The sequence below is a fragment of the Pseudoalteromonas sp. HL-AS2 genome (genome assembly GCF_031198805.1).
GTDB lineage: Bacteria > Pseudomonadota > Gammaproteobacteria > Enterobacterales > Alteromonadaceae > Pseudoalteromonas > Pseudoalteromonas nigrifaciens.
The window spans coordinates 3,187,112-3,205,532 of the sequence record NZ_CP133571.1; the positions used below are offsets into that span (position 1 = coordinate 3,187,112).

The following is an 18,421-nucleotide window of genomic DNA, read 5'->3' on the forward strand; positions in this document are numbered from 1 at the left end:
ATTATACAACCTGCTCAACACCGGCATCCGCAAAGCTTGCCATGTGGTTATAAAAGCCAAGAGCGGCTTGTAGCAAAGGTAAGCTCAATGCTGCGCCAGTGCCTTCACCTAAGCGTAAATCTAATTGTAGCAAGGGTTTAACTTCAAGCTTGCTTAACATTTGTTGATGGCCTTGTTCATTAGAACAATGAGCAAAAATTAAATACTCTTTTACTATAGGGTTAATTTTAATCGCAACCATAGCCGCAGCACTACAAATAAAGCCATCAACAATAACGGCCATACCTTGCTCTGCCGCCGCTAGCATTGCACCGGTAATATGCACAATTTCAAAGCCACCCACTGCAGCAAGCAGCGCTATTGGATCAGCCAAGTGGGCTTTATGCAGTTGTAATGCTTGCTCAACAACATTGATTTTACGCGCAATTAATTCGTCACTCACGCCAGTGCCTCTACCCACACATTGCGTCACAGGTAAATTTAATATTGCTGCCATAATAGCTGCGGCACTCGTGGTATTGCCAATTCCCATCTCCCCCATAGCCAATGTATTACAGCCTTGTTGTTTAAGCTGTAAAACCAGTGACTTAGCATTACTAAACCCTTGCTCTACTTGCGCAGTGCTCATGGCCATGTGTAAGTTAAGCGGGGCGGTTATATTACCAAGTCGGCAATCATGTACCTTGCTAGCAGGGCTTTTTTCTAATATACCGCAATCAACAACCTCAAGTTGCCAGCCAAGTTGCTGACAAAATATATTTATAGCAGCGCCGCCAGCGACAAAGTTAGCGACCATTTGTGCAGTTACTTCACTCGGTGCAATTGATACTCCTTGCGCTGCAATCCCATGATCTCCAGCAAAAACAACTAAAGTAGGGTTACAAATCTCAGCTTTAAATGCAGTAAATTCAACGTCACTCTTTATCGTTTGAGATAGTATTTTTACTAACTGTAATGCAATCAGTTCAAGCTGACCTAGTGCCCCTAGGGGTTTGGTTTTATTATTTATTTTATTGTGAATAAGGTGGTCAAATTGATTATTCAAAGGGGCTATTTTAAACATTGTGTAGCAACTCACGTTTTCAAAAAAGTAAAAAGATAACTGCTAAATCCCACAACTGATATCGTTGTGATAAAAGAGGATCAGGCGTTTTTAAAAAATAATTTTAGGCCAAGCTTGGCCATTTTCATCAAAAAATATATCGATACAAATAACCTTGCCATAACCCACAGTAAATATATTTTGATAATTTAACTGTTTTGGCACCTGACAAATAATAGCGAGTAATTGCTTTATTACTCCTGCATGCGTAATTACAAGTTGTGAGCGAGTACCTTGGCAAATAGTATTAACTAATAATTGCTGCCACCACGTTGTTATGCGCTGATAAAAATGAGCCATGCTTTCACCGTTAGGTGGCGTCACGAGCCAAGGGCTTTGCCAAAAGTCACCAATTGTCGGTGTTTTAGTATGCTGCCACAGTTCATCATAGCTTTGGCCATCCCAATCACCAAAGTTAAACTCTTTAATATCGTCGGTTATATTCAGTGGTATTTTATTAAAATCACAAAATTGCCGAGCAAACTCACTACAGCGCTTTAAAGACGATGAGGTAACTAAATCAATATTTGCTAACCTGCCACAGGCGATATTTAACTGCTCAAACCCTTTTTTACTCAATATAAAATCGGTATGCCCCGCTAAAACATCTTTAGTCGTAAGCTCACCATGTCGCAGTAAATAAACTCGGCTAGAAAATGCTGTCATGCTCATACAAGTCTAAAATAAATGTACTTTGAGTTTATCAGCATAGTATTTTTTTATCTTTGAGTTTTACTTATTAATGACTTGAATTTTACTTTTCTGCAGACGTAAAAAAAACCGATTATTTTCAATCGGGCTATCTCGATTTGGAGTCGGCGCGCTACTTCGTAGCGACAACGCTGTAAAATGTCGTAGTGCCCACAGCGGTAGAAAATCACAGTGCAAATGCACCACATTCATTGGCTAGTGGTGATGTTTTTATGATTTGAGTGTCGGGTGTCGCTACGCTCGCCCGACCTACGCGGGAGACTTGTGTACATTATTCACCCACATTTCACTTTTCTGCAGACGTAAAAAAGCCCGACTATTTCTAGTCGGGCTTTCTACAATTTGGAGCCTGGCAATGTCCTACTTTCACATAGCAAATGCTACACTATCATCGGCGCTGTTTCGTTTCACTACTGAGTTCGGCATGGGGTCAGGTGGGTCCAAAACGCTATTGTTACCAAGCAAATTAGGGCGTTAATTCGTATCACTACAAATTAACTGAATTTGGAAAATATCTGATAATATTTTTTAAGTCTTTGCGTAAATATCTACTTTAGTCATATTAACTTCTTGCTTGAACTGTCACATAAAACGCGTTTGGCGTTGTATGGTTAAGCCTCACGGGTAATTAGTACAAGTTAGCTTAATGCCTCACAGCACTTCCACATCTTGCCTATCAACGTTGTAGTCTCCAACGGCCCTTCAGAGAGCTTATAGCTCTAGTGAGAAATCATCTCGAGGCCTGCTTCGCGCTTAGATGCTTTCAGCGCTTATCAGTTCCGAACGTAGCTACCGGGCAATGCCATTGGCATGACAACCCGAACACCAGCGGTTCGTTCACTCCGGTCCTCTCGTACTAGGAGCAACCCCTCTCAATTCTCAAACGCCCACGGCAGATAGGGACCGAACTGTCTCACGACGTTCTAAACCCAGCTCGCGTACCACTTTAAATGGCGAACAGCCATACCCTTGGGACCGACTTCAGCCCCAGGATGTGATGAGCCGACATCGAGGTGCCAAACACCGCCGTCGATATGAACTCTTGGGCGGTATCAGCCTGTTATCCCCGGAGTACCTTTTATCCGTTGAGCGATGGCCCTTCCATTCAGAACCACCGGATCACTATGACCTACTTTCGTACCTGCTCGACGCGTCTGTCTCGCAGTTAAGCTGGCTTCTACCATTACACTAACCGTACGATGTCCGACCGTACTTAGCCAACCTTCGTGCTCCTCCGTTACTCTTTAGGAGGAGACCGCCCCAGTCAAACTACCCACCAGGCACTGTCCGTAACCCCGATTCAGGGGCCAACGTTAGAACATCAAAACTACAAGGGTGGTATTTCAAGGTTGACTCCAACAAAACTAGCGTCTCATCTTCAAAGTCTCCCACCTATCCTACACATGTAGGTTCAATGTTCAGTGCCAAGCTGTAGTAAAGGTTCACGGGGTCTTTCCGTCTAGCCGCGGGTACACAGCATCTTCACTGCGATTTCAATTTCACTGAGTCTCGGGTGGAGACAGCGTGGCCATGGTTACACCATTCGTGCAGGTCGGAACTTACCCGACAAGGAATTTCGCTACCTTAGGACCGTTATAGTTACGGCCGCCGTTTACCGGGGCTTCGATCAAGAGCTTCTCCCTAAGGATAACCCCATCAATTAACCTTCCGGCACCGGGCAGGTGTCACACCGTATACGTCATCTTGCGATTTTGCACAGTGCTGTGTTTTTAATAAACAGTCCCAGCCACCTGGTCACTGCGGCTCCCGTCCGCTTAGAGAGCAAGTCTCATCACAGATAGGAGCGTACCTTCTCCCGAAGTTACGGTACGATTTTGCCTAGTTCCTTCACCCGAGTTCTCTCAAGCGCCTTAGTATTCTCTACCTGACCACCTGTGTCGGTTTGGGGTACGATTCCATATAATCTGAAGCTTAGAGGCTTTTCCTGGAAGTATGGCATCAGCAACTTCATCACCTTAGTGACTCGTCTCGTGTCTCAGGTTTAATGTTCGTCCGGATTTACCTAAACAAACGCCCTACTCACTTTTACATGGACTACCAACGCCATGCTTGCTTAGCCTGCTCCGTCCCCCCATCGCAATTATATCGAGTACAGAAATATTAATCTGTTTCCCATCGACTACGCCTTTCGGCCTCGCCTTAGGGGTCGACTTACCCTACCCTGATTAACATGGGATAGGAACCCTTGGTCTTCCGGCGTGGGAGTTTTTCACTCCCATTATCGTTACTCATGTCAGCATTCGCACTTCTGATACCTCCAGCAACCCTCCCGGGTCACCTTCAACGGCTTACAGAACGCTCCCCTACCACTCAGAATAAATTCTGAATCCGCAGCTTCGGTGCATAGTTTAGCCCCGTTACATCTTCCGCGCAGACCGACTCGACCAGTGAGCTATTACGCTTTCTTTAAAGGATGGCTGCTTCTAAGCCAACCTCCTGGCTGTCTGGGCCTTTCCACATCGTTTCCCACTTAACTATGACTTTGGGACCTTAGCTGGCGGTCTGGGTTGTTTCCCTCTTCACGACGGACGTTAGCACCCGCCGTGTGTCTCCCGGATATTACTTTACGGTATTCGGAGTTTGCAAAGGGTTGGTAAGTCGGGATGACCCCCTAGCCTTAACAGTGCTCTACCCCCGTAAGTATTCGTCCGAGGCTCTACCTAAATAGATTTCGGGGAGAACCAGCTATCTCCCGGTTTGATTAGCCTTTCACTCCTAACCACAAGTCATCCCCTAACTTTTCAACGTTAGTGGGTTCGGTCCTCCAGTTGATGTTACTCAACCTTCAACCTGCTCATGGCTAGATCACCGGGTTTCGGGTCTATACCTTGCAACTATTCGCCCAGTTAAGACTCGGTTTCCCTACGGCTACCCTAATCGGTTAACCTCGCTACAAAATATAAGTCGCTGACCCATTATACAAAAGGTACGCAGTCACCCAACAAGTGGGCTCCTACTGCTTGTACGTACACGGTTTCAGGTTCTATTTCACTCCCCTCACAGGGGTTCTTTTCGCCTTTCCCTCACGGTACTGGTTCACTATCGGTCAGTTGGGAGTATTTAGCCTTAGATGATGGTCCACCTATATTCAGTCAAAGTTTCACGTGCTCCGACCTACTCGATTTCACTTAAAATGTCTTTTCATGTACGGGACTATCACCCTGTATCGTGGCGCTTTCCAGCAGCCTTCCATTAACACATAATAAGCTTAAGGGCTGTTCCGATTTCGCTCGCCGCTACTTTCGGAATCTCGGTTGATTTCTTTTCCTACGGGTACTTAGATGTTTCAGTTCTCCGCGTTCGCCTCGTTAACCTATGTATTCAGTTAACGATACCTGCAAGCAGGTGGGTTTCCCCATTCGGAAATCCTAGTCTCAAGTGCTTTTTACTAGCTTGACTAGGCTTATCGCAAGTTAATACGTCCTTCATCGCCTCCAACTGCCAAGGCATCCACCGTGTACGCTTAGTCACTTAACCATACAACCCAAACGGGTCTTTGTTTTGTGACAGTTTAACTTCGCCAGAAGTCAATATTGAATACTAAAGTAGATACCAATCAATCAACTCAAAGAGTTAATTAAATGGCACTGAATGGTACTGCTACCATTCTTTTTTTACTTTTGAAAACTCTTGATAAATAACAATGTTATTCATCAGAATTTTATTATCAGCTTTTCCAAATTTTTAAAGAGCATATTAATTAGTTATCCCGAAGGACAAGCACTAATTAACAATCATCTGTGTGGACACTACGAACAAATAAGTTCTAAATCGTATAAGGAGGTGATCCAGCCCCAGGTTCCCCTAGGGCTACCTTGTTACGACTTCACCCCAGTCATGAATCACTCCGTGGTAAACGTCCTCCCGAGGGTTAGACTATCTACTTCTGGAGCAACCCACTCCCATGGTGTGACGGGCGGTGTGTACAAGGCCCGGGAACGTATTCACCGCGTCATTCTGATACGCGATTACTAGCGATTCCGACTTCATGGAGTCGAGTTGCAGACTCCAATCCGGACTACGACGCACTTTAAGTGATTCGCTTACCTTCGCAGGTTCGCAGCACTCTGTATGCGCCATTGTAGCACGTGTGTAGCCCTACACGTAAGGGCCATGATGACTTGACGTCGTCCCCACCTTCCTCCGGTTTATCACCGGCAGTCTCCTTAGAGTTCTCAGCATTACCTGCTAGCAACTAAGGATAGGGGTTGCGCTCGTTGCGGGACTTAACCCAACATCTCACAACACGAGCTGACGACAGCCATGCAGCACCTGTATCAGAGTTCCCGAAGGCACCAAACCATCTCTGGTAAGTTCTCTGTATGTCAAGTGTAGGTAAGGTTCTTCGCGTTGCATCGAATTAAACCACATGCTCCACCGCTTGTGCGGGCCCCCGTCAATTCATTTGAGTTTTAACCTTGCGGCCGTACTCCCCAGGCGGTCTACTTAATGCGTTAGCTTTGAAAAACAAAACCGAGGCTCCGAGCTTCTAGTAGACATCGTTTACGGCGTGGACTACCGGGGTATCTAATCCCGTTTGCTCCCCACGCTTTCGTACATGAGCGTCAGTGTTGACCCAGGTGGCTGCCTTCGCCATCGGTATTCCTTCAGATCTCTACGCATTTCACCGCTACACCTGAAATTCTACCACCCTCTATCACACTCTAGTTTGCCAGTTCGAAATGCAGTTCCCAGGTTGAGCCCGGGGCTTTCACATCTCGCTTAACAAACCGCCTGCGTACGCTTTACGCCCAGTAATTCCGATTAACGCTCGCACCCTCCGTATTACCGCGGCTGCTGGCACGGAGTTAGCCGGTGCTTCTTCTGTCAGTAACGTCACAGCTAGCAGGTATTAACTACTAACCTTTCCTCCTGACTGAAAGTGCTTTACAACCCGAAGGCCTTCTTCACACACGCGGCATGGCTGCATCAGGCTTGCGCCCATTGTGCAATATTCCCCACTGCTGCCTCCCGTAGGAGTCTGGGCCGTGTCTCAGTCCCAGTGTGGCTGATCATCCTCTCAAACCAGCTAGGGATCGTCGCCTTGGTGAGCCATTACCTCACCAACTAGCTAATCCCACTTGGGCCAATCTAAAGGCGAGAGCCGAAGCCCCCTTTGGTCCGTAGACATTATGCGGTATTAGCAGTCGTTTCCAACTGTTGTCCCCCACCTCAAGGCATGTTCCCAAGCATTACTCACCCGTCCGCCGCTCGTCAGCAAAGTAGCAAGCTACTTTCTGTTACCGCTCGACTTGCATGTGTTAGGCCTGCCGCCAGCGTTCAATCTGAGCCATGATCAAACTCTTCAATTAAAAAGTTTTATGTCTTTCGACAGCTCAATGAATTCTGAATTTTTTAATATCTTTCGATATTGAATTGACTGTGCCGAAGTAACTTATAAATAAGTTACTTCTGTTGGTCACTCAGTTTTCAATTGAGACTCTAATTTGTTTGCCTTACTTAGCGAACTAAGCTTGGCTGTTAGAACTCAATCTGTACGAGTGCCCACACAGATGATTGCTTTATATTGTTAAAGAACGTTTGAGTCGCTTTAGCGTCTCAAGGGATGCGTATAATACATCCTTTATTTTTCGAGTCAACACTTAGTTTTAAACTTTCTTTTGGAAGATTTAAAAGCGAAGTTTTATTTAACTCTCTGAGTAGTTGCTGCCTTGCTATGCTTCGGCGTTTCCCTTCTCAGTGGGGTCGCATTATAGGGATAAACGAGTGAGGGTCAACACTTTATTTCCGCTTTATGACAATTAAATGAATATTGTATAAAAGGCATACAAACAAAGGCTTGCAATGAAGTTTAAGCTTAAAAAAGCACCAAATAAATGGCAGTAATAGGGAAGTTATAGTTACGCTAGGTAGAAGGTAGGTTGTTTAGTTTAAATGTTATGTTTAAATAATTAAATGCGGCTTAGTTATAGTACTTTACTGAGTAGCTCTAAATAAATTAAGAGCCGGTACTTTGCACCTTTTAAGGTTTAGCAAAATACTCAGTTAAATATCTGATGTAGAGTAGGGGGCTCATATCGTTCAGACAATAAAAAAGCGAGTTAATAACTCGCTTCTATCTACTTATACTTTTTAACTAAATATAAGTCGTTATTTTTTAACTGGGCGTTTCCAGCCATCTAAATTACGCTGTTTGCCTCGAGCAATAGCTAGTTGCTCATCTGCTACTGTATTCGTAATAACAGAGCCTGCACCAATTGTTGCCATTGCACCAATATTTACGGGCGCAACAAGCGATGAGTTAGAACCAATAAAGGCATTGTTGCCAATAATGGTTTTTGCTTTATTAACGCCGTCATAGTTACAGGTAATAGTACCCGCGCCAATATTAACCTTTTCGCCAATTTCAGCATCACCTAGGTAACTTAAGTGATTAGCTTTAGAGCCTTTACCTAAACGGGTTTTTTTCATTTCGACGAAGTTACCAACATGTGAGTCTTCTTCCATAATTGCACCTGGGCGAAGGCGGGCATAGGGACCAAGCGTACATTTAGCAGCAACTGTTGCATCTTCTATGAGTGTATTAGCTTTTATTATAACGTTATCGCCAATGCTGCAGTTTTTGAGCACACAGTTTGGTCCAATTTCAACGTTATGACCTATAGTCACTTTGCCTTCAAAAATCACGTTTATATCTATTAGTACATCTTCACCGGTGGTGACTGTTCCGCGAACATCTATACGGGCAGGATCGGCAAGTGTTGCCCCATTAAGCATTAATTCTTGTGCTTGCCATGCTTGGTACGCACGTTCAAGACCAGCTAGTTGTATACGATTATTAGCGCCTTCTACTTCCATTGGGTGATCTGGCTGAGCTGATGTAATTTCGACACCTTCGCTATGCGCCATTGCCACTATGTCGGTTAGGTAATATTCGCCTTGTGCATTATTGTTAGATAAGTTGCCTAACCAGCTTTTTAGCAATCGACCATTAACGGCCATAATACCGGTATTTACTTCGCTAATAAGTAATTGCTCTGGGCTGGCATCTTTTTGCTCAACAATACCCACTAACTTGCCATCAACACGTAGCATACGTCCGTAACCATTTGGATTGGCTAAATTTACGGTTAATACCGCTAAACCATGTTTAGGTGTCGCAGCTAATAAACGTTCAAGCGTTGATTGCTTAGTTAAAGGCACGTCACCGTATAAAATCAGCACTGTATCATCGTCATTAACATGAGAGTTGGCTTGCGCTACTGCATGACCCGTACCTAACTGCTCAGCTTGGAGTACCCAATTTACGTTGTTGTTGGCCAGTTGTTGTTGTAATAGTTCGCCACCATGACCGTAAACTAAGTTAGTAGTAGTTGCACCTAGTGCTTTTGCGTTATCAATAACGTGCTGCACCATAGGTTTGCCAGCCACTTTATGAAGAACTTTAGGTAGCGCTGAGCGCATGCGAGTACCTTTACCCGCTGCAAGAATAACCGTTGTTAGAGACATTAAAACAATTTCCTTTTTTCGTTGTTTTAGCTAAATAAGCGCGTACTGGTGCACAGTAGATTATGTAAATCACATCATGTGCAAATACTCAGTAGCTTAATTACTGACTACTGAATCTTGGCTGAAACACTCAGACACTTCAATGGCGTTATTGTAACGGGGATTAGTGATGGATATAAGTAACAAGGGATAAATAGTGAGCACAAAAAGTAAATTTATAATTTTTATAACATTGCTGATTTATATTACAGGCACAAAAAAGCCCACGTTATGTGGGCTTTTAAAAACCAGATAGGCTTACTTTTTACGTAATTGCTGAATAATGCGTAGCTGAGCAATTGCTTCAGCTAGTTGCACTGCGGCTTGATTATAATCAAGTTCAGCAGATGCACCTTTCGCCATTTGAGCTTCAGCGTCACGTTTAGCAGCTTCTGCAGCTTGCTCGTCAAGGTCTTCACCACGAACAGCTGTATCAGCAAGAACAGTCACTAGATTAGGTTGTACTTCTAATGTACCGCCAGCAATGTAGATGAACTCTTCTTCACCAAATTGCTTAACTAAACGTACCATACCAGGTTTAAGGGCAGTAAGTAGTGGAGCGTGACCAGCATTAACGCCTAACTCACCTTCACTACCAGTAACTTGAATCGATTCAACACGGCCAGAGAACAAACTCTGCTCTGCGCTTACTACATCAAGATGTACAGTCATAGCTGCCATACTCCCCTCCTAAGTTACATGCTTTTGGCTTTTTCTTGAGCTTCTTCGATAGAGCCAACCATGTAGAACGCTTGCTCTGGCATGTCATCAAATTCACCGTTTAAGATGCCTTTAAAGCCAGAAATTGTATCTTTTAGTGATACGTATTTACCAGACGCGCCTGTAAACACCTCTGCCACGAAGAATGGCTGAGATAGGAAACGTTGGATTTTACGTGCACGAGATACAAGTTGCTTATCTTCGTCAGAAAGCTCGTCCATACCTAGGATTGCAATGATGTCTTTAAGTTCTTTATAACGCTGAAGAACTGTTTGAACGCCACGTGCTGTATCGTAGTGCTCTTGACCAATTACTTGTGGGTCAAGTTGACGTGAAGATGAATCAAGTGGGTCTACCGCTGGGTAGATACCAAGTGACGCGATATCACGCGAAAGTACTACAGTTGCGTCTAAGTGAGCAAAGGTAGTTGCTGGAGATGGATCCGTTAAATCATCCGCAGGTACGTATACCGCTTGGATTGAAGTGATTGAACCCGTCTTAGTAGAAGCAATACGCTCTTGTAACACACCCATTTCTTCAGCAAGTGTAGGCTGGTAGCCTACCGCTGATGGCATACGACCAAGAAGTGCAGATACTTCTGTACCAGCAAGTGTGTAACGGTAGATGTTATCTACGAAGAAAAGTACATCGCGACCTTCGTCACGGAACTTTTCAGCCATAGTAAGACCTGTTAACGCTACGCGTAAACGGTTACCTGGAGGCTCGTTCATCTGACCGTATACAAGCGATACTTTATCAAGTACGTTTGAATCGTTCATCTCATGGTAGAAATCGTTACCTTCACGTGTACGCTCACCAACACCGGCGAATACTGAGTAGCCGCTGTGCTCGATTGCGATGTTACGGATAAGTTCCATCATGTTTACGGTTTTACCAACACCGGCACCACCGAATAAACCAACTTTACCACCTTTAGCGAATGGACATACAAGGTCGATAACCTTGATACCAGTTTCTAAAAGCTCAACTGAACTTGATTGCTCTTCGTAAGTAGGCGCTGCACGGTGAATAGACATACGGTCTTCTTCGCCGATTGGGCCAGCTTCATCGATTGGCTCACCAAGTACGTTCATGATACGACCAAGTGTTGCTTTACCAACTGGAACTTGAATCGACTCACCTGTATTCATTACCGAAGCACCACGACGCAAACCGTCTGTAGTACCCATAGCGATAGTACGTACCACACCGCCACCTAACTGTTGTTGAACTTCTAGAGTCAACCCAGTTAAATCGCCATCTGTTACTCTTAGCGCGTCATATACGGCTGGCACGTTGTTTTGTGGAAATTCAATATCCACAACGGCACCGATAATTTGGACGACCTTACCTAAACTCATGTCTATTCCTCTCGTTAATCTTTGCCTGAAGCATTAAACTGCTGCTGAACCAGAACAAATCTCACTAATTTCTTGTGTGATTGCTGCTTGGCGAGCTTTGTTATAAATAAGCTGTAACTCATCCATAAGGTCGCCGGCATTGTCTGTTGCAGCTTTCATTGCAACCATGCGGGCAGCCTGCTCAGATGCAGCATTTTCAACTACACCTTGGTATACTTGAGACTCAACAAACCGTACTAACAACGCTTCTAAAATAGCGTCTGGGTTTGGCTCATACAAGTAATCCCATGTGTGGGCAGATACTTCTTCTTCAGCTTTTGGCAAAGGGAGTAACTGATCTACTGTTGGCTCTTGCTTCATGGTATTTACAAACTTGTTGTATACCAAGAATAAACGGTCAATTTTACCTTCAGAGAATGCATCAAGCATTACTTTTACAGGACCAATTATATCCTGAATTGAAGGTTTATCTCCTAAGCCTGCTTTTTTAGCAAGGACTTGACCACCAAAGCGTTGGAAGAAACCAGCAGCTTTACTGCCTAAAGTTGCAAACTCTGCGCTTACACCTTTTTCTTTCCATGCTTTAATATCTAGTGCAACTTTTTTAAACTCATTTGAGTTTAAACCGCCACACAGACCACGGTCTGTAGAGATAACAATATAACCAACTCGTTTTACTTCACGCTCTTCTAAAAAAGGGTGGGTAAAATCAAGATTTGCCTGAGCAACACGACCAATCACTGTGCGTAATTTTGCAGCGTATGGACGGCTTGTAGCAACGCGTTCTTGCGCCCTTTTCATTTTAGACGCAGCAACCATTTCCATTGCGCTAGTGATCTTTTGAGTATTTTTAATACTACCGATCTTGCTTTTAATCTCTTTTCCGCTGGCCATGACTCTCTCTCCGAATCAAGGTGTGCTTTAGTTTCCTAAAGCGCACCATTAATAACTATATTACCAAGTTTGCGTAGACTTGAACTTCGTTAGAAGTTCTTTAAGTTGCGCTTCGATCTCGGCGTTGTAGTTACCAGTTTCATTGATTTGAGCCACAAGCTCTGCGTATGTGCTATTTGCATACGAAAGTAAAGCCGCTTCAAAATCCATGATCTTAGCGATCTCGATATCTTGAAGGAAACCTTTTTCAGCAGCAAATAACGACAAAGACATTTCAGCAACAGACATTGGCGCGTACTGTTTCTGCTTCATTAGCTCTGTTACACGCTCACCATGCTCAAGTTGAGCACGAGTTGCATCATCAAGGTCAGACGCGAACTGCGAGAACGCAGCTAATTCACGGTACTGAGCTAGGGCTAGACGAATACCGCCACCTAGTTTCTTAACGATTTTAGTTTGTGCAGCACCACCAACACGCGATACCGAAATACCAGCGTTTACTGCCGGACGGATACCTGAGTTGAATAGGTCAGTTTCTAAGAAAATTTGACCATCGGTGATAGAGATAACGTTAGTCGGTACGAACGCAGAAACGTCGCCGCCTTGAGTTTCAATGATTGGCAATGCCGTCAATGAACCAGTTGTACCTTTCACTTCACCATTAGTGAACTTTTCAACGTATTCAGCGTTTACACGCGAAGCACGTTCTAAAAGACGAGAGTGAAGATAGAATACGTCACCTGGGTATGCTTCACGACCTGGTGGGCGCTTAAGTAGTAATGAAATTTGACGATAAGCAACTGCTTGCTTAGACAAATCATCATATACGATTAAAGCGTTTTCACCGCGGTCACGGAAGTATTCACCCATAGTACAGCCCGCGAACGGTGCTAAGTACTGAAGTGCCGCTGATTCAGAAGCAGATGCAACAACTACTATAGTATTTGCTAATGCACCGTGCTCTTCTAATTTGCGAACTACGTTAGCAATAGTAGATGCTTTTTGACCAATCGCAACGTACACACACTTAACGCCTGTGCCTTTTTGATTGATGATTGCATCGATTGCTAGTGCAGTTTTACCTGTTTGGCGGTCACCAATGATAAGTTCACGTTGACCACGACCAACTGGAATCATCGCATCGATAGATTTATAACCAGTTTGTACTGGCTCATCTACAGATTTACGCTCGATTACACCTGGTGCAATTTTTTCTACAGGCTCAAACCCGTCATTATCTAGCGCGCCTTTACCATCGATCGGAGCACCTAGTGTGTTAACAACACGACCAAGTAGACCAGGACCAACAGGCACTTCTAAAATACGACCAGTTGTATATACTTTTACGCCTTCAGTAAGATCCGCGTACGGACCCATTACTACTGCACCAATTGAGTCGCGCTCAAGGTTTAGTGCGATAGCATAACGGTTGCCTGGAAGCTCAATCATCTCACCTTGCATACAGTCAGCTAGACCGTGGATGCGGATGATACCGTCTGTAACAGATACAATAGTACCTTCGTTACGAGCTTCACTTACAACTTCGAACTGCTCAATACGTTGTTTGATCAGATCTGAAATTTCAGTGGAATTAAGTTGCATGCTCTTTTTCCCAATTACGATTGTAGTGTTGTGGCTAAGCGGTTTAATTTACCGCGAATAGAGCCGTCGATTACAGTGTCACCCGCCTTAATAATAAGGCCTCCAACTACTGCTGCGTCTTCACTACAATTCAGCTTAACTTTGCGTGCGAAACGTTTTTCAAGTGCCGCTACCAATGACTCTTGTTGCGCTGCAACAAGAGGGGTTGCCGAAATCACATCAACGTCGATTTCTTTGTCGTATTCTGCTTTAAATTTAGCAAATAACTGTGCAACTGCTGGTAGTGCGATCAAACGTCCATTTTCAGCCATCACCTTAACTAGGTTCTGACCTTGTTCGTTGAGCTGCTCAGCACAAATTTGAATAAATAATTCAGCTTGTGTAGTAGCAGTAGGCATACCCGCTAGAAGCGCAGATGCTTTTTCATTGCTAGCAACGTGGCCAGCAAAAAATAACATCTCGTTCCAACTTTCAATAGTGCCTTTTTCAACGGCAAGTTCAAAAGCCGCTTTAGCGTATGGGCGAGCGATAGTAGTCAATTCAGACATGCTCATACCCTCCTAGTTACAGCTCAGCGACAAGTTTTTCAACGATGTCACTATGTGCAGCTTGATTAATTTCACGCTCTAAAATTCTCTGTGCGCCAACCACTGCCAGAGTTGCTACTTGCTTACGTAGCTCTTCTGTCACACGGTTACGCTCTGATTCAATTTCAGAGTGCCCTTGAGCAATGATTTTTTCACGCTCTTGTTGACCACGAACTGTCTCTTCGTCAACAATTAGCACAGCACGCTTTTTAGCTTGGTCTATGATATCAGCCGCTTGAACTTTGGCATCTTTAAGCTGTTCTGCAGCTTTCTTTTGCGCTAGTTCTAAGTCTTTTTCGGCTCTATCAGAGGCAGCTAAACCATCTTCGATTTTTTTCTGGCGAGCTTCAATTGCACCGTTTAGTGGTGGCCATACGAACTTCATACAAAAAAGTACGAACACCGTAAACGCAATCAATTCACCGATAAGAGTGGCGTTTAAATTCACAACCGCTCCTCCTTAAATAGTAAGCTGTTCAAAAAATAAAATTAAAGTACGAACAACAATACCATAGCGATACCAACACCAATCATTGCTACAGCATCGATTAGACCAGCAAGGATAAACATTTTAACTTGTAGCGAAGGTGCAAGCTCAGGTTGACGCGCACATGCTTCAAGGAATTTACCGCCCATGTTACCAAAACCAACTGCTGTACCGATTGCACCGAAGCCAATTAGTAAAGCTACTGCGATGTACTTAAGACCTAATACTAGTTCCATTTTTTTCTCCAAAGTTTCAATTGTAATTAAAGTTAAATATTAAAGGTAAAGATTATAAATTAGTGATTATCTGAACTTGCCATGCTTAGGTAAACAATGGTCAGCATCATAAATAAGAATGCTTGCAGTGTAATAACTAAGATATGGAATACTGCCCATACAAAGTGCAGTGGTAACTGCATAAAACCAATTGCGCCAATCAAGATGAAAATCAATTCACCTGCATACAAGTTACCAAATAAACGTAGTGCTAACGAAAATGGCTTAGAAACCAATGCGATAAGCTCAAGTAACAAGTTGAAAGGAATCAATAAAATTTGCACAAACACGTTATTAGAGCTAAACGGGTGAAGCGTTAGTTCTTTAATAAAGCCGCCAATGCCTTTGATTTTTATTGCAAAACCAACCATTAAAATAAATACACCCAGCGCAAGTGCAGAGGTCATATTAATATCGGTAGTCGGTACAATTTTCATGTACACGTCGTGTGAGTCCATACCGAATGCTGTTTCACCAACGAAACCTGCAAATGATGGTAAAAAGTCAACCGGGATTAAGTCCATTAAGTTCATTAAGAACACCCAAACGAATATCGTTAGGGCTAATGGCGCAATAAGCTTACTTTTACCGTGGAAGGTATCGCGTACGTTGTCGCCAACGAACTCAACGATAATTTCAATAAAACACTGAAATTTTCCTGGTACACCAAGTGTTGATTTTTTTGCGGCACTACGGAAGATCCATAAAAATATTAGACCTAATCCGATAGACCATGCGAGGGTATCCACATGCCATGTCCAGAATCCACTATCCGCACATGCTTTATTGAAGGCTAAACCGGCATCGGTCGAACACATCTTCGCATTGGTCAAGTGGTGCTGAATATGGCTAGATAGAGTAACTTCTTCTGCAGCCATGTTATATCCCAAAGTTAATGTTTAAAAAAAACGGGTGCAAACAATCCAGTAAACAACACCAACACATAAGCACTAAAAAAAGGCAGTAACACTACCGGGTAAAGCTTTAGTATTAGCGCGAACAATATGATTGTTAGCATAAATTTTAGTCCGTTGCCGCGTTTTAACGAGGCATACGCTTGATTTGCTTTACTCGCACCCATATATCTGAATGCGTAGAGGGCAAATACTAAGTGGGGGAGTACTGCTATGGTGCCTCCAGCAAATGCTGATAGCCCGGCATTTATTCCCCAACCTAAAAAAATAATTATTGTAGTAACTAACGCTACTACTCCCTGCAGAAGAATTAATTTCAATGCGGCAAGCCTATACGGTCTTGCTAACTTATTCGTCACGTTTAGTTAACCTTAATGGCGTTCTAATTGTCAGGGTATGAAAACTGGCGAAATTATACTTAATCCTGCCAGTTTTGCAACTTGAGTAGCTGTATTGTGGTGTAAAATAACGACAATTGTCTCATTTTAGACATGTTATTTATTAATGCTGGGAATAGTCTTGGTTGATACGGTTTAAAATGCCATCTAATTCATCAAGGTTTGTGTAAGAAATAACCAACTTACCTTTGCCTTTTTTGTTATAGTTTATTTCTACTTTGGCACCTATGTTTTCAGCGAGTTGTTGCTCTAACTGTTTAACATCTGGATCTTTTTCTGTTGCTTCTTTAGCGGCTACAGGCTCTAAAATTGAACGTACAAGCTTTTCGGTTTCTCGCACTGTAAGTGCTTTAGCCACAGCTAAACGCGCCGCATCAGATTGCGTATCTCCCTCAAGCGCTAATAAACAACGAGCGTGGCCCATTTCAATATCGCCGTGTTCTAACAATGTTTTTACGTCATTATTTAAATTATTTAAACGCAATAAATTAGTCACTGTAGTACGAGATTTACCAACGGCATCGGCTACTTGTTGATGGGTTAATTCAAACTCATTTAGTAAACGGTTTAAAGCAACCGCTTCTTCCATGGCATTTAAATCTTCACGCTGAATATTTTCTATTAAAGCAATAGCAACCGCAGCTTCATCGGGTACATCTTTAATAATACAAGGTACAGTATCAAGCTTAGCTATTTGTGCTGCACGCCAACGACGTTCACCGGCAATAATTTCATAGCTATTTTGAGCAATAGGGCGCACTACAATTGGCTGAATAATGCCTTGCGCACGAATTGAACTTGCTAACTCTTCTAATGCTTCTTCCGACATATCTTTACGCGGTTGATATTTACCCGAGTGTAAAAATTCGATCGGTAATTTTTGTAATTCGCTTTGTTGAGATTGCGTTACATTGTGCATAATGTCAGTTGTATTTGACGAATTTTGCTCATTGCTACTTGTTGGTGCAGGTTTTGATGAACTTAACAGCGCATCGAGTCCTCGGCCTAAACCTCTTTTTTTAGCAGACATATTATTTTTTTACCTCAAAGTTAGGCGACAACTGGCGTTGTTTTTTCTTTTCTGCGTAACATTTCACCAGCCAGTGCTAAATATGCTTTAGCACCACTTGATGCCCGGTCATAATACATCGCTGGTGCACCAAAACTTGGTGCCTCGGCTAAGCGAACATTACGCGGGATCACTGTGCGGTAAACTTTATCGCCAAAATGTTGTTTTAATTGTTCTGATACATCATTAGCTAATCGATTACGCGGATCGTACATAGTACGAAGTATGCCTTCAATTTGTAGCTTAGGATTAACTAACTTGGCAAGTTGCGTAATGGTGTCCATTAATGCGGTTAAACCTTCTAACGCATAATATTCACATTGCATAGGGACTAAAATAGAGTCGGCTGCAGCCATGGCATTTACTGTTAACATATTTAAAGAAGGAGGGCAGTCGATAAAAATGAATTCATATTGGTCTTGAATTTTTTCCAGCGCATTACGCAAACGTACTTCGCGGGCAAATAATTCCATTAATTTTACTTCTGCAGCGGTTACATCACCATTTGCAGCAATCATATGATATTCACCAGAGGTTTCTTTAATTATAACCTCTTCAATTGGCTTGTTTTCTATCAGCAAATCGTAAATAGTTGGCACGTCGCCATACTTATCTACGCCACTACCCATAGTGGCATTACCTTGCGGATCGAGATCAATTAACAACACTTTTCGTTTTGTTGCAGCCATAGATGCAGCTAGGTTAACAGCGGTTGTAGTTTTACCTACACCACCTTTTTGATTTGCTAATGCGATGACTTTTGCCACAGTG

The 18,421-nt window shown here is 43.3% G+C and carries 14 protein-coding genes and 3 rRNA genes; all 17 read right to left on the reverse strand.

The window, feature by feature from the left end; genetic code table 11:
- Position 1: 1 nt before the first annotated feature.
- On the reverse strand, positions 2 to 1,063 hold the full coding sequence (gene cobT / locus RB215_RS14770; RefSeq protein ID WP_182678604.1) for a nicotinate-nucleotide--dimethylbenzimidazole phosphoribosyltransferase: 1,062 nt from the start codon (positions 1,061 to 1,063) through the stop codon (positions 2 to 4).
- 90 nt (positions 1,064 to 1,153) lie between these two features.
- Positions 1,154 to 1,774 (reverse strand): histidine phosphatase family protein, encoded by a 621-nt coding sequence (locus tag RB215_RS14775; RefSeq protein WP_225741021.1) that lies wholly within the window; start codon positions 1,772 to 1,774, stop codon positions 1,154 to 1,156.
- 386 nt (positions 1,775 to 2,160) lie between these two features.
- Positions 2,161 to 2,275, reverse strand: a 5S ribosomal RNA gene (gene rrf / locus RB215_RS14780).
- 145 nt (positions 2,276 to 2,420) lie between these two features.
- Positions 2,421 to 5,311: ribosomal RNA gene (locus RB215_RS14785) — 23S ribosomal RNA — on the reverse strand.
- Positions 5,312 to 5,610: 299 nt separating this feature from the next.
- A 16S ribosomal RNA gene (locus RB215_RS14790) occupies positions 5,611 to 7,146 on the reverse strand.
- Together the 16S, 23S and 5S rRNA genes form the textbook arrangement of a ribosomal RNA operon.
- A gap of 799 nt (positions 7,147 to 7,945) precedes the next feature.
- Complete coding sequence (gene glmU, locus RB215_RS14795) at positions 7,946 to 9,304, reverse strand: bifunctional UDP-N-acetylglucosamine diphosphorylase/glucosamine-1-phosphate N-acetyltransferase GlmU (RefSeq protein WP_086996480.1); 1,359 nt, start codon at positions 9,302 to 9,304, stop codon at positions 7,946 to 7,948.
- A 297-nt stretch (positions 9,305 to 9,601) separates the two neighbouring features.
- Positions 9,602 to 10,024, reverse strand: coding sequence for a F0F1 ATP synthase subunit epsilon (locus RB215_RS14800; RefSeq protein WP_011329625.1), 423 nt, complete (start codon positions 10,022 to 10,024; stop codon positions 9,602 to 9,604).
- Between the two features lie 14 nt (positions 10,025 to 10,038).
- Complete coding sequence (gene atpD, locus RB215_RS14805; protein WP_011329626.1) at positions 10,039 to 11,424, reverse strand: F0F1 ATP synthase subunit beta; 1,386 nt, start codon at positions 11,422 to 11,424, stop codon at positions 10,039 to 10,041.
- 33 nt (positions 11,425 to 11,457) lie between these two features.
- Positions 11,458 to 12,318 carry a F0F1 ATP synthase subunit gamma gene (gene atpG, locus RB215_RS14810; protein ID WP_011329627.1) on the reverse strand — a complete coding sequence of 287 codons (861 nt, stop codon included), beginning with the start codon at positions 12,316 to 12,318 and terminating at the stop codon, positions 11,458 to 11,460.
- 60 nt (positions 12,319 to 12,378) lie between these two features.
- Complete coding sequence (gene atpA / locus RB215_RS14815; RefSeq protein WP_011329628.1) at positions 12,379 to 13,920, reverse strand: F0F1 ATP synthase subunit alpha; 1,542 nt, start codon at positions 13,918 to 13,920, stop codon at positions 12,379 to 12,381.
- A 14-nt stretch (positions 13,921 to 13,934) separates the two neighbouring features.
- Positions 13,935 to 14,468, reverse strand: coding sequence for a F0F1 ATP synthase subunit delta (gene atpH / locus RB215_RS14820; RefSeq protein ID WP_011329629.1), 534 nt, complete (start codon positions 14,466 to 14,468; stop codon positions 13,935 to 13,937).
- A 16-nt stretch (positions 14,469 to 14,484) separates the two neighbouring features.
- Entirely contained in the window at positions 14,485 to 14,955 is a 471-nt protein-coding gene (gene atpF, locus RB215_RS14825) for a F0F1 ATP synthase subunit B (protein WP_011329630.1), read from the reverse strand.
- A 41-nt stretch (positions 14,956 to 14,996) separates the two neighbouring features.
- On the reverse strand, positions 14,997 to 15,230 hold the full coding sequence (atpE, locus tag RB215_RS14830) for a F0F1 ATP synthase subunit C (RefSeq protein ID WP_011329631.1): 234 nt from the start codon (positions 15,228 to 15,230) through the stop codon (positions 14,997 to 14,999).
- A gap of 59 nt (positions 15,231 to 15,289) precedes the next feature.
- Positions 15,290 to 16,147, reverse strand: a complete 858-nt coding sequence (atpB, locus tag RB215_RS14835) for a F0F1 ATP synthase subunit A (protein WP_011329632.1) — start codon at positions 16,145 to 16,147, stop codon at positions 15,290 to 15,292.
- 14 nt (positions 16,148 to 16,161) lie between these two features.
- The gene (locus RB215_RS14840; RefSeq protein WP_309216640.1) at positions 16,162 to 16,542 is read right to left on the reverse strand and encodes an ATP synthase subunit I; all 381 of its coding nucleotides are present in this window, start codon (positions 16,540 to 16,542) and stop codon (positions 16,162 to 16,164) included.
- Between the two features lie 142 nt (positions 16,543 to 16,684).
- Positions 16,685 to 17,611 (reverse strand): ParB/RepB/Spo0J family partition protein, encoded by a 927-nt coding sequence (locus tag RB215_RS14845; protein WP_086996472.1) that lies wholly within the window; start codon positions 17,609 to 17,611, stop codon positions 16,685 to 16,687.
- Positions 17,612 to 17,631: 20 nt separating this feature from the next.
- Positions 17,632 to 18,417, reverse strand: a complete 786-nt coding sequence (locus RB215_RS14850; protein ID WP_011329635.1) for a ParA family protein — start codon at positions 18,415 to 18,417, stop codon at positions 17,632 to 17,634.
- Positions 18,418 to 18,421 lie beyond the last annotated feature (4 nt).